Here is a 13,505-nt window from a genome sequence, read left to right on the forward strand (position 1 = left end):
TATGAGGTTTACATTGAACAAGACGTTTTGGCATTCATTCAAGCATCAAACTGTATTGAGTTTGGTCGCACTCACGCTTCTTTTGGCATTGCTCGGTCATAGCGCACAAAGCTTTGGCGCGGACGAACCCATTAGCGAAAATAGCAACGCATTTAATCTTAAGACCTTACTAATGCCTGGCAAAGTGATTGAAGGTCACGCAAAATACGAAAAACAATGTGATCTTTGCCATGGCGATGATCGCCCCGCACTTTGTCGCGATTGTCACGAAGCTATCGATCAAGACATCAAGGAAGATACTGGGATCCACGGGCATCGCGCTGAAGGTAATATTCTTAACTGCATTGAATGCCATACCGACCACATTGGCCGTGATGCCGATATTCTCAATTTTGACCAAGATAACTTCAACCACTCTCACACCGACTTCAATCTCACCGGTCAGCATAGTCAGTTACAGTGCTCATCGTGTCATGAAGCAGGTAAAAACAACTATCGTGACGCTCCTCATGCCTGTTTCGATTGCCACGAAAAAGATGATCACCATAAAGGCGCCTTTGGCGAAGAGTGTAGCGACTGCCACACCACGGATGGCTGGGCCAAAAAAAATACGTTCGATCACTCAGAAACAGAATTTGAACTACTCGGCAAGCACAACGAAGTGCAATGTAGCGCCTGCCACCCTGATCAAAAATACGAAAAAACACCTAAAACCTGTGTGGCGTGCCATGCCGTGAATGACGTCCACAACAGTACTAATGGTAAAGAGTGTGATAAATGCCATAAAGAAGAAGCTTGGGACGAGCTCGTCTTTGATCACGACGTCGATACCGACTTTAAGCTACACGGTGAGCACAAACCTCTTAACTGCAATGCGTGCCACACCAAACCCGGTTATGAAGACAAGCCGAGTATGCGCTGTGTTGACTGTCATGAAAACGATGATAAGCATTTGGGTCGTAATGGCCGTCAATGTGATGACTGCCATAATCCTAATAGCTGGAAGAAGCAAACCTTCGATCACGACATCGATACGAAATTTGCACTCGATGGCCAACACACGGAACTCACCTGTGAAAGCTGTCATAAAACAGCCGATACAACAGACAAAATTGGCAGCCAATGCATTGACTGTCACAAGCAAGATGATGTGCACAAAGGTCAACAGGGCAAAGAGTGTACACAATGCCATAACACCAGTGGCTGGGAAGAAAAGGTTCGCTTTGATCACAATTTAGCGACCTTTCCACTAACCGGCATGCATGCAGTCACCAGCTGTGATGCCTGCCACACAACCCCTGAATACCGCGATGCTAAAAGTGAATGCTACGCCTGTCATAAAGAAGACGACAAACACAACAAAACGCAAGGTACCGACTGCGGTGCTTGCCATAACCCCAATGACTGGAAACTATGGATTTTTGACCACAGCAAACAAACTAACTTCGAACTTGAAGGGGCTCATACCAACCTAAGCTGTGGCTCCTGCCACACCACTCCAACCGAGGGCACTGTCAAACAAAGCGCTAGCTGCATTGCCTGCCACGCTAAAGACGACGAACACAATAAACGCTTTGGCCGTACTTGCGAACGCTGCCACACCACTGAATCCTTTAAAGACATCAGGATGCAATAAGAATGAAGAGTATTTTTACCCAAAGAGTCCTTAGCGCACACCGAACTTTGAAGGCCTTAACTTTAACCGGCTTAATATACAGCGTTATAGCAAGTTCTGGCACGGCCGCTCAAACGAGCTCCGAGCTAGCACAAACAGCTGAATCCAGCTCACAGACTCAACAGGCAGTAGCCACTCAAACGAGTACTCCCCAAAAAGAAACAGATAAAGAAGGCCCTGTGGAAGTCTTCGAATTTGATCATTTTAATACAGGCTTTGCCTTAGAGGGTATACATGCCAGCTTAGAGTGCGAAAGCTGCCATTCGCGCGGGCAATTTGAAGGGACTATCACAACCTGTACTAGTTGCCACAGCGAAGGTAGCGCAGTGAATGCCTCAGCCAAGCCCCAAAACCACATCCAGGTAATTGGCCAATGTGACGACTGCCATACACCACAGGAGTGGAGCTTTGTGAGTCGTGTCGATCACGCCTCAGTATTAGGCTCGTGCGGCAGTTGTCATAATAATTTTTTAGCTGGTGGCAAACCCGCAGACCATATACCCACGGGTAACGACTGCGAAAGCTGCCACAACACAGTAGAGTGGTTTACAGTTAACTTTGATCATGGTGATGTTTCTGATAACTGCGCATCTTGCCACAACGGCTCGACAGCAACGGGGAAACATGCTACTCACATCAATGCCACCAATCGCTGTGAAGCCTGCCACCTGAGCACTAACTTTTGGGCGCCTGTAGCAGCTATGAATGTTGATCACATTGAAGTACTCGGCTCATGTCAAAGCTGCCACAATGGCTCGGTGGCACTAGGCAAGCCTGCTAATCACATCAACACTACCAACAATTGCGATAGCTGCCATCAAACTAATCTGTGGCAAATTGCTAGCCCCAGCCTGGTTGACCACGCTGAAGTCATCGGTACTTGCATCAGCTGCCATAACGGCTCTGTTGCCATGGGTAAGTCGAGCGGCCATATTACAACGAGCAACCAATGCGATGCATGCCATTCCGATAATATGCCTTGGGCCCCAGTTCGCCTAGTCGATCACAATGAAGTTGAAGGCACGTGTGCCAGCTGTCACCAAAGCGATAAAGATCCGCACCCAATCAACCCTGTCAGTAATAATTGTGACGCGTGCCACTCTTCATCGATGTGGGTGCCTACCGTGCGTGTTGATCACGATGAAATCACAATTGCAGCATGTGTCGTTTGTCATAGTGGTGGCTTTAGTATTCCTAGCGGCAATGTTATTGGCAAAACAAACGCATCCGCGTGGCACATGGGCGTGTCGAATAACTGCGAAGCCTGCCATAACACATTCGCTTTTAGCGCTGTACCTAAAAACGGTGTCGATCACTCAGAAATACCTGCCGCACAAGCAGGAACATGCGCTGTTTGCCATGATGGTGTCAGTGTCATCGGGCAGCACGCCGGCCATATTCCAACAGCTGGGGCTGAATGTATTAATTGCCATCAGCCGAATATGGATTGGCAATTTGACACTAGCGGACTCTAATAGATCAAATTGATATTTCAGGAGCCTATGACCAAAACCACCATATGGCTCACTGTAACTCTAATTACAGAAAAAAATTATGCTTACTCAAAATAAAAGAACAATAAAATGCCATTCTCTTTGGCGGCGACTGAGCTTATACACTCTGGTGTTTGTGGCTACCTGTCTATGCCAAAGTCTTTGGGCGGCAAACGAAGCGCTGAATAATGTCAATGTGGCCGATACCGTCGTAGGCTATGATGTTGAAATCCGCCACCAAAGCCCCATGCAGTATTTAAGTCATAGTCCAGAAGCTGCCGGTAATCGCGTTAAAATTCAATTGCGCCAAAATGCCAGTGGGCAAGCCAAGCAAAGTAGTAATACCGCCAATTTTAATTGGGCTGCTGCATTTGGTGTACCACTGGAAGAGGTCACCATGGAAGACCTGCAAAGTGATAACCCCGTGCTTGAGCTTAATTTCAGCAAGGATGTTAAGTTTACGGTAAGCAATTCGCCCGATAACCGCATGACGATTATCAGTATCACCACACCGCGCCCATTATTCACAGGCCCGGCGCCAGAGCGCGACACAACTCCACGAAATTTAATCACATCCCTTAAAGGGGTTGACCCTGATATGTCTGAGCTGCTCGATCGCGCCAACAAGGCCATGTTAGATAAAGAATACGGCCGTGCCGTGCAAATTTTTATGCGTATACGCGAGCAAGGTAACGACGATATTCAACCCTCTATACAAGAACTGATTGGCTTAACGCGCGAAAGTCTAGGTCAAATGGCGCACGCTAAAGCCGAATATAATAAATACCTGACCAACTTCCCCAATGGCGATGCCGTTGCACGTGTACGCCAGCGCTTGAATGCACTCAATACAGCCGCGCAGCAAGTCACTGAAAGCAACAAAGTGGCAGCACGCCAATCAAAAGGCGACGAATGGCGCAAACATATTTACGGAGGATTTACGCAAACCTATTATTACGACCAGCTCGATACCGCCAACGGTGAAAAACTGACTTTACGTTCAGCCCTTAACAACCACCTTAACGTGACCGCCCGTGCTAGCAACTCACATTATGATCTTAAAGCAAGCTTTTCTGGACTGTACCAAAAGGATTTTGAATTTGATGGCGAAGAAGATGTGGTTAACCCCCATCAAATTACGATAGAGGGGCGCCAAAAAGACTGGGGATTATTTGCCCGCGCAGGCCGCCAAAGCCGTAGCTCAGGTGGCGTACTAGGCCGTTTTGATGGCGTGCATGCTGCCTACGAAATTAACTCAACGTTTACCGTTAATGGTGTTTTTGGCTATCCTGTCGACAGCCAAAACAAAGAATATGTGAATACTGACCAGCAATTTTATGGTGCAAGTATTGATGCCGGCACACTCTGGGGAGGCTGGGAATTTAGCGGCTTTTATATTATGCAAGAATATCTTGATTTTACCGATCGTGAAGCAATTGGCGGTGAAGTCCGCTTTGTTGATGCCAATAAATCTCTATTCACGTTGGTAGACTACGATATTTTTTATCAAGAACTTAACATTTTTATGGTTAATGGACGCTGGGCATTTAATGAGGCTACCTCTGTTAATGCATCATTCGACCACCGAAGAAACCCCATTTTATTTAGCTACGGTGCGGTACAAGGCCAAGGGATTCAGTATGTAGAGCAATTATTTCCCCGATTTACCCTAGGGCAGCTATACACCTTTGCTGAAAACCGTAACGCCACCACCAATACCGGTACAGCAGGCGTAACCCATCAAATCAATAGCCAGTGGCAACTAAGCGGTGATATCACCGTTTCAAAATACAGCGGGAATGACAGCACCCCCACTAACTTTTTAGGAATGCCCATTGAAGGTATTGAGGGAAGTTCGGCAGATATTTACTACAACACTCGCCTCACAACTAACAACTTAATCATGGATAATGACAGCATGATATTTGGCCTACGCTACAGCGATACCGAGCGTGCCAAAACGACCACCTTAGACTTTAACTGGCGCGCCAATATTACGCCCAACTTGCGTATCAATCCGCGCTTTAGGCTCGATTATCGTCAAAGCGCGACCAACGATGATAGCCGCTGGCAAACACGCCCCAAGGTACGCCTAGATTACAAGCTTCGTCGACGTATTCGCTTAGAAATGGATATTGGCTACGATTGGCTACAAGATAGCCGTACTGATTACACCTACGAGAGTGCAGGCTATTACTTTTCGGCAGGCTACCGGTTACAGTTTTAATAACACGTCTAGGACAACGACCACAGACTATGGCTCACAAAAGTGCATAATGGATAACACTTTACGAGCCCTTCACGTACATCGCGCTTCATATCGGCATGTAAAACTCTACAGCGCATCACATTGTGGCGACTCAAACCAAACTGTCACTCATTTATTAATGGCGCTTTCACCACTGCTGAATAATCGCCTTTAAGCTTCAAAAATACGACTAATTACAATTTTATATCCCGAAACTGGTTTTTTATACCAAGGCCAATATTGCCGTACAAGTCCGGTCAATAGTGAGCGTGATTCAATATTAGGCATTTCCTTAATGCCATCAATACCGGTCATATTTTCTTGCAGTGCGCTAAGGCTCACCGTTTTACAGCCCACCAATAATGTGACTTGAGGTGTTTCATCGGTGAGCTTACTTTGAATGCTCAGCAGCAATGTATGTAGTGCCTTAACGCCTAGCAGTGGTTTATCGTCTCCGACAATAATGAGCTTGGGCTGCGCCTGACGCCAGTGTATGGTCTTGGTAAAGTCCTCCAGCGGTTTTGTACACGCAACATGCATATGGTTATCTAACTCAGGAAAGATAAACCCAATACAGTCATCGACACTGGGCGTATTGACAGCACGCCAACTAAAGCGCGGCCAGTCCAGCTGCTCAGATAAACGGTGAAAGCGCGTACTCAACCCCCCCGCCACCTCGATGCCCACACCTTCTGGGTACTGCTCAAAAAAACACAACGCTTCTTGATCAAACCATTGATAACGGCGCAACGCCAGCCGATGTTGGCTTTTGGAGACATTGACCTCTTCTTTACAGTCAAGCAGTGTCAGTACATAACCGGCTGCACGGTCAATAAAACCTGCCGTACTCGCATCACCCCTCGCCTGTGCACGACACACCACTGGTGCTAACAACTGTAAAAATTGCGTTTGTGAAAGCATGTGCTTGACTCCAACGTTATTAGTTTTTAAATGATAATAATTATCATTTAAAAACTCAATATAAATTTCTTTAAATATGCCTTTGAGTATTGCGGCGAATATTTCTTTGCGGGTTATTTTAGCCCTTATACAAAATTTTTATAATAATAGTGTTGATAATCATTTTCATTTAGATTAAATTGACCGTACTTACTGCTTATATCGAGACCGATTCATGAATTTTACTCAAAAAGCGCTGCCCGTAGCCCTCTGTCTTTTACTGGGCGCTTGTGGCTCAGATAATAATGCCGCAAAGACCGATACCACAGCCTCTAGCGCCCCTTCAAACCCAGCCAGCGTAACAATTAATGCCGTTGTCGAGCATAATGCACAGCTCGCCTTTGCTTTATACAGTGACGCATTAACTACCGCCGAGCAGCTGCATAGCGCTATCGAAGCGTTAGTTTCATCCCCTTCTGCAGCCACGCACCAAAGCGCAAAAGACGCTTGGCTTGCCGCTCGCGAACCCTATGGCCAAAGTGAAATATACCGTTTTCGTGCAGGCCCGATTGATGATTTAAACGATGAGGGTAACTTAGTTGATGGCGAAGGTCCTGAAGGTCGCTTAAACGCATGGCCACTGGGTGAAGCGGTTATCGATTACGTGGCCAATGCCGTTGATGGTGTAGCGGGACCCGAAAACGCTGATAGCCTTGGTACGCTTGATGGCAACATTATTAACGACACTCAAAACTTCCCAACAATTACCGCCGCTGTACTCAAAGATGACTCGCTAAGCTTAGGCAGTGATGAGCGCAACGTCATTGCTGGCTACCATGCCATAGAATTTTTATTGTGGGGCCAAGATTTAAACCTAGATGGTAGTGGTAATGGTGAGCGCGATAGTACCGCCGGCCAACGCCCTTGGAGCGATTACGCAACAGGCGCAGATTGCACCAATGGTCACTGCGATCGCCGCGGCGATTATTTAAAAGCGGCTAGTGAACTACTCATTAATGACCTGACATTATTAGTCAATGCGTGGAACCCCACAGCGGGCAACAACTATTACACCCGCTATATTGCCGCAGGCGAATCCAGCCTTAAAGGTATGCTCGAAAGTATGGGCAGAATGGGCTATGGCGAACTCGCCGCCGAACGCATTAATGCCGCGTTAATTGAAGAAGCACAAGAAGATGAGCACTCTTGCTTTAGTGATAATACACATCGCGATATTTACTTAAATTTTGATGGTATTCGTATTACCTATAGCGGTGACTACACCCGTGTAGACGGCACCGAACTCACAGGCGCAGGTATTGACGATTTACTGGTCGCCATGGAGCAAAGCGCATTAAATACCCAAATGCAAAATGCTTTTGATAAAACCGCGAGCTTTATTCAACAAATTGATGACAAAGCCAACATGGGTATTCCTTTTGACATACAAATTGAAGTCACTGAGCATCAAACCGCCATTAAAGAAACGGTGAATGCACTAGCCGAGCAAAAAGATGTTATTGAAGATATTGCTAAAGCTTTAAATATTACACTCGGTGATCTAACCCAAGATACCGAACAAGATTTACTGTAAGTTACCCCAAGGTTTTACCCGCGCTATGCGCGGGTTTTTTTATTGATAGCCACTCAAAAACACACGAGTTCATCATGTCGGTAGCACGCCTATTTCAATGCCGTTTAACGCTATGGCTTTTAGTCAGTACCTTGGTGAACGGTTGCGGATTAAACACTTCAAGCCAAAAGACAGCACACATTACAAGTAGCAATACCGCACACAGCACCAGCGATCACTCCCAATCCAGTAGCGCGCAGGCGATTGTAGACAATGAATTTTTAAGTGCCGGCGCAGCAACTTATATCGCCAATAATGACACTTACGGTAAAGACGCCTACAGTCATGCCATTGCTGCTATTAGCCATGACGCTGGGTTAGAAGCTATATTTAAACAAGGCGATCACACCTTTAGAAATCAGCGCAAAAATACTGGCCCATTAATTAATGATACCAATTGCCAAGGCTGCCATATTGCCGATGGCCGCGCTAGCTTACCGGCCAACAATCAAATAGTCAGTCGTGGCTTATTATTTAAACTCAGCCTAGGCCAGAATAGCGCTGGACAAGATATTCCCGAGCCGACTTACGGCTTTCAATTACAAACATTAGGCATCAATGCCGATGGCGTATTTGTGCCAGCAGGTGCCGTTGATGAACCCCATACCGGCGAAGCTTTTGTCAGCATTGAATATGTCTTAGAAAATGGTAGCTACCCTGATGGCCAGGCTTATCAGTTACGTAAACCGGTCTATCACTTTAAAGATTTTAGTTTTGGCGAAATAGATCCTCAAACCCTCACCTCACCACGCTTAGCACCGCCGATGTTTGGTGTTGGATTACTCGAGTCAATCGCAGCATCAGACATTATTGGGCAAGAAGATACTCATGACAGCAATAACGATGGTATTTCGGGTAAGGCGAAATGGGTTTATGATAATACGCAAAACACCATGGTACTAGGGCGCTTTGGCTGGAAAGCTTCGGCAGGCAGCGTTCTGCAACAAAGTGCTGGCGCATTTGCTAACGATATGGGTGTCAGCAACCGCTTTAATTTAGAAGAGCCCTGCAGCCCACTTCAAATCACATGTCTAGAAGCCGCAGCGCGTGAAAGTAAAACCCAAAACACCCCAGATATTAATGATATTTTATTAGCTGCGGTTGAATTTTATAGCCGTACTTTAGCCGTACCCGCAAGACGTGGATACAATAGAGATACCCAGCAATGGAATGAAGTGATTCAGCAAGGGAAGCGCTTATTTACAGAAGCGGCTTGCAGCCAATGCCATACCCCGCAGTATACCACCGGTATTGCACATGAAAGTGCTATGGGTACGCTGATCAACCTCACACAATTAAGCCTGTTAAATCAACCCATCGAAGCGCTGAGCCAGCAAGTTATTTACCCCTATACCGATTTACTACTCCATGATATGGGTGGCCAATGCGAGCCTCTTTCTCTCGAAAATGCCGCAGGTGGGCAATGTTTAAACAGCAGTGATCAGTGTCATTGGGTGCAACGCTGTGAAGGCCTCGCCGATGGTCGCCCAGAGGGTGCCGCCACAGGGCGTGAATGGCGTACGAGCGCCTTATGGGGTATTGGTCTGGCACAAACGGTTAATCCTAGCGCCACATTTTTACATGACGGGCGCGCGCGCACGCTCGAAGAAGCCGTTTTATGGCATGCCGGTGAAGCCATGTCATCACTTAACACCTTTAAAAACTATAGCCAGCAAGAACGTGAAGCGCTTTTAGCTTTTTTATATTCGCTGTAATTAAAGGCCTCTTACTAAGAGCGAGTCAACCGCATTATTTTTAACATGAAAAAAAATCGTTTTATCTTAACGCTAATTATTTTAATGATCAGCGTGTTCATTCACACTGCCACGCAGGCCAGTAATGCATTATGGGTAACTCCTAGCAATGCTTTAAAGCATCAGGACACACTTAATTTTTGGACGGGGTATTCATTTTTCAAAGCGCCCTGGGTTTTTGCTCCATCATCGACTGTAGCACGTGACGGCTTGGGGCCGCTATTTAATGCTAGAGCTTGCGAAAGCTGCCACATTCACGGCAGCGCGGGTATTATGCCGCCCCCCCAAACAAGCGACGCTACACCATCACACACAACCGCTAACGACTTTGTTGTTCGTATCGCTAATCAGGCCGACGAAAACCGTAATACCTTTATCGATTATGGCAGTCAATTGCAAACTTTATCGCAATACAGCTTGGGGAATAACAAGGCACCATTACCCGAGGCCGATATCGCGATTAAGTGGCTTAAGCACCAAAGAAATCAGCCTCTTAATCAAAAACTACCGTATCAAGATCTAAAAAAGCCGACATTAATCATCAGCCAAGATCATTACAAAAAACTGCCCCAGTCGTTAAGCTATTCGATTCGCTTAGCGCCTGCACTTTATGGTGTAGGGCTTGTTGATTTACTTGAGCCTGCAGCGCTGCTTGCTCATGCTGACCCTAATGATTTAAATAATGATGGTATTTCAGGCAGAGCCAATGCTGTTTGGGATATTAAAAAATCCGCACTCGCGCTCGGTAAATTTGGTCTAAAAGCTGAGCAACCCACATTAGAGCAACAAAATGCCAGCGCTTTTATTGAAGACATCGGCATTACTTCCCGTTATTTTCCACAACAAAACTGCACCCGCACACAAGCGGCTTGCCAAAAAATGCCTAATGGTAATTCACTGAAACATAAGGTTGAATTAATCGATTCCAAACTAGCACTTGTCACACAGTTTACTCAATACCTTAAAGCACCCAACAGTCAATATCAGCCTGTAAAAGTCGAACCCTTATTTATTGAGGTTGACTGTCATCTATGCCACCTTCCTCGCTTACCCTTACCCGCTAGCAATATTTTTAAGCAGCATACGCTTCATGCTTATTCAGATTTTTTATTACATGACTTAGGCGATGGCTTGAGCGATGGCAGAACATGGGCCAATACTCAGCCTAATGAGTGGCGCACTACGCCTTTATGGGGCTTATCGCGCAAATTAAAAAATATTCCCGTCAGCTTATTACACGACGGCAGAGCCCGAACAATAAGAGAGGCTATTGTTTGGCATGGCGGCGAAGCGCGTAATTCTCGCGACTTATTTTTAGCGCTATCGCCTGAAAATCAAAACATTATTATCCATTTTTTAAGTCAGTTATAAAACGGCGATTGAAACGAGAGATCTCATGAAAATTATATTAAAAAAAAATACGTTAATCGTATTATTTTCTGCAACATGCGTACTCGGTGGCTGTAAAAGTTCCTCTGAAGCGAGCATGCAAAAAACAAGTTCTTCAGTCAATGAGGCCACAAACACTCACGATACTACAAACGCTAATACCACCGCCAGCTCCAAAGCTAGCTCGAGCCAAAGCAATGACGGGGCCCATAACAATTTTAATCAACACCAATTTAAACAAAGTACGATCAAAAAATTAAATAAGCATTATCATCAATTTTATCAAAGTAATCAGGTGCTGCACCGTGAAGCCACTGAATTTTGCTCACAGGTACAAACACCCAAAGACAGCACCTTATTGAAAGCGGCATGGTTTAACAGTAATAAGATCTGGCAGTACCTTCAAGCGATTACATTTGGTCCTATTGCTGAGAACAGTCGCCGCTATGACATTGCCTACTACCCTATTACAAAAAGCACACTAGAAACAAAAATACACGAGTTGGTTGAAATAGATGAGAAGCCCCTGACAGTGCAATATATTGCAGAGCAACCTGCCAGCCGACAAGGCATAACGGCGCTCGAGTATTTGCTGTTTCGCGATGATGCCGTGAGATTTTTTAGTGAAGATGCTATTGGTCAGCGCTACTGTGATTATGTTCAAGCCATTAGTCAGCGTTTAATCGATCTAAGCTACCCGGTTGACCTTGAGTGGCAACAAGGTGGGCTCTATTACACAACCGTAATGAGTGAACTCAGTACAAACGCCTTTAATGAAGCTATTTTTGGCGCCATTAATGAACGTTTAAGCATCATTAGTAACGATAAAATCACTAAAGTACAAGCAGGCAATACCAGCGAAATCGAAAGCGCTTATGCACAGATTTCGCTCAGCAATATTAAAGAAAATATTGCTTTTATCCGTGACATTTACGAAACACCCTTTGAGCAAAGCGCTGCCACACCATCGCAAGGCATTTTAGCTTGGCTCTCTAGTGAAGGGCATCAAGACGTTGCCTTAGAAATGCATCAGCGATTAAGTGCTTTAGAGGCCGTACTTGATACACTAGGGCAAAGCCTCATCCAGACACTTGAAGACAGTCATGCCGATGAGAATATCACCGCGCTATTAAACGCACTTCATAATGTACACGAATATCATGCAAGATCTGTTGCACAAAGCTTAAATATCTTTATTGGGTTTAGTGGCGCTGATGGTGACTAGTTAAGTCACCTCTGTTTTGCCGCTCGCAGATATGCTGAATTTACACAACTCATGCTACAGGGTAAGATTCATACAATATCCAATATCTATTGTGCATGAGAGTATCTATGACTACCCCAAAAACCCCCAGTAAGTTAGATCGCGTATTAGCCGAGCAACGCGATTACATTGCCAAACGTGAAACCGGTTATCGGGAGCGAGCATTAAAACTCTACCCCCATGTTTGCGGTCGCTGTACACGCGAATTTGCGGGTAAGAACCTACGCGAACTGACCGTGCATCACCGCGACCACAATCATGATAATAACCCCTCTGATGGTAGCAATTGGGAGCTACTGTGCGTGTATTGTCATGATGAAGAGCATACGAAATTTGAAAGCCTTATACGCTATGGCAGCGTCAAAAGCAAAGAGATTGCACCAGCTACCTACAATCCTTTTGCCGATTTAAAAGCCAAACTAGAAAACAAATAAACGCCTATAGAGCACACTCTATGAGTAATACACAACAGTGCTTTATTCATAGAATGTGCGATTTAAAACATAATATTTAATCTTTGATACCTAAGGCGTAGCACGGCGATCTTTGTATCATAGCTGACAGAGATTGATAAAATCGAAGCGCAAAAGAGTAAGCAAAAAAGAGACTACCGCTGAGATAGAAGAACACCGAAAGCACTTAGGCTATGCCATCGGTAGTTCAAACACGCTAAAATATAATAAAAGTACCAGCCTTATGCCCTGATATTTTTATCTCATACCCTTAATAAGTCGCAACGACCTTCACACTATCATTCACAGATGCTGCATCAATGTAAGCAATCGCCGAAGGGTCTGTAGATATTTTTTCAATAACATCATTTACGCTACCCAATGCGTTAGGTGGTGTACCTTTTCCGGTAAAAATTAACTTAGACCAATAGGCTTTTAACTGACTAGAAGATTTACCTAATGCCTTTTTGTTAAACTCATCCCTAGCAGCATGACCTTGTGCTAGATAAATAGGAATGGCTTTTGAACCATCTGAGAATTTAGATTTCTTTCCTAAAAATAAACGCCCAATGTCGTCATCAGATATATTCGCGGTATTCGCAGGGTTTACAATCACAACGACCTCTGCAAAAACAGGTGCCGCCAAACTTAAGCTTAACATTGATGCCATTAATATATTTTTCATAAATATCCCCAA

At 45.2% G+C, this 13,505-nt stretch carries 10 protein-coding genes; 8 read left to right on the forward strand and 2 right to left on the reverse strand.

What is annotated here, in order from left to right; genetic code table 11:
* The first annotated feature begins 13 nt into the window (after positions 1 to 13).
* The 3 genes from AC438_RS01390 to AC438_RS01400 all read left to right on the forward strand — a co-directional run bounded on the left by AC438_RS01390 (position 14) and on the right by AC438_RS01400 (position 5,395).
* Entirely contained in the window at positions 14 to 1,636 is a 1,623-nt protein-coding gene (locus AC438_RS01390; RefSeq protein ID WP_156316961.1) for a cytochrome c3 family protein, read from the forward strand.
* Between the two features lie 2 nt (positions 1,637 to 1,638).
* A complete protein-coding gene (locus AC438_RS01395) occupies positions 1,639 to 3,150 on the forward strand; it encodes a cytochrome c3 family protein (protein ID WP_053979493.1) in 1,512 nt (503 codons plus the stop codon).
* A 154-nt stretch (positions 3,151 to 3,304) separates the two neighbouring features.
* Entirely contained in the window at positions 3,305 to 5,395 is a 2,091-nt protein-coding gene (locus AC438_RS01400) for a hypothetical protein (RefSeq protein WP_156316962.1), read from the forward strand.
* Positions 5,396 to 5,587: 192 nt separating this feature from the next.
* On the opposite strand, the gene AC438_RS01405 is transcribed toward AC438_RS01400, so the two are convergent.
* Positions 5,588 to 6,337, reverse strand: a complete 750-nt coding sequence (locus AC438_RS01405; protein WP_053979495.1) for a hypothetical protein — start codon at positions 6,335 to 6,337, stop codon at positions 5,588 to 5,590.
* Between the two features lie 214 nt (positions 6,338 to 6,551).
* Here AC438_RS01405 and AC438_RS01410 point away from each other — a divergent pair, with 214 nt between their 5' ends.
* From AC438_RS01410 to AC438_RS01430, 5 genes are all read left to right on the forward strand, one after another.
* Positions 6,552 to 7,910 carry an imelysin family protein gene (locus AC438_RS01410; protein ID WP_053979496.1) on the forward strand — a complete coding sequence of 453 codons (1,359 nt, stop codon included), beginning with the start codon at positions 6,552 to 6,554 and terminating at the stop codon, positions 7,908 to 7,910.
* A gap of 74 nt (positions 7,911 to 7,984) precedes the next feature.
* Positions 7,985 to 9,664 carry a di-heme oxidoreductase family protein gene (locus AC438_RS17050; RefSeq protein ID WP_053979497.1) on the forward strand — a complete coding sequence of 560 codons (1,680 nt, stop codon included), beginning with the start codon at positions 7,985 to 7,987 and terminating at the stop codon, positions 9,662 to 9,664.
* A gap of 45 nt (positions 9,665 to 9,709) precedes the next feature.
* Positions 9,710 to 11,074: a di-heme oxidoredictase family protein gene (locus AC438_RS01420; RefSeq protein ID WP_053979498.1), complete on the forward strand. Its 1,365-nt coding sequence runs from the start codon at positions 9,710 to 9,712 to the stop codon at positions 11,072 to 11,074.
* A 25-nt stretch (positions 11,075 to 11,099) separates the two neighbouring features.
* Positions 11,100 to 12,317: an imelysin family protein gene (locus tag AC438_RS01425; protein ID WP_053979499.1), complete on the forward strand. Its 1,218-nt coding sequence runs from the start codon at positions 11,100 to 11,102 to the stop codon at positions 12,315 to 12,317.
* A gap of 107 nt (positions 12,318 to 12,424) precedes the next feature.
* A complete protein-coding gene (locus AC438_RS01430) occupies positions 12,425 to 12,790 on the forward strand; it encodes a YajD family HNH nuclease (protein ID WP_053979500.1) in 366 nt (121 codons plus the stop codon).
* 289 nt (positions 12,791 to 13,079) lie between these two features.
* On the opposite strand, the gene AC438_RS01435 is transcribed toward AC438_RS01430, so the two are convergent.
* The gene (locus AC438_RS01435) at positions 13,080 to 13,493 is read right to left on the reverse strand and encodes a type 2 periplasmic-binding domain-containing protein (protein WP_053979501.1); all 414 of its coding nucleotides are present in this window, start codon (positions 13,491 to 13,493) and stop codon (positions 13,080 to 13,082) included.
* Positions 13,494 to 13,505 lie beyond the last annotated feature (12 nt).

The sequence above is a fragment of the Marinagarivorans algicola genome (assembly GCF_001292705.1).
GTDB classification, from domain to species: domain Bacteria; phylum Pseudomonadota; class Gammaproteobacteria; order Pseudomonadales; family Cellvibrionaceae; genus Marinagarivorans; species Marinagarivorans algicola.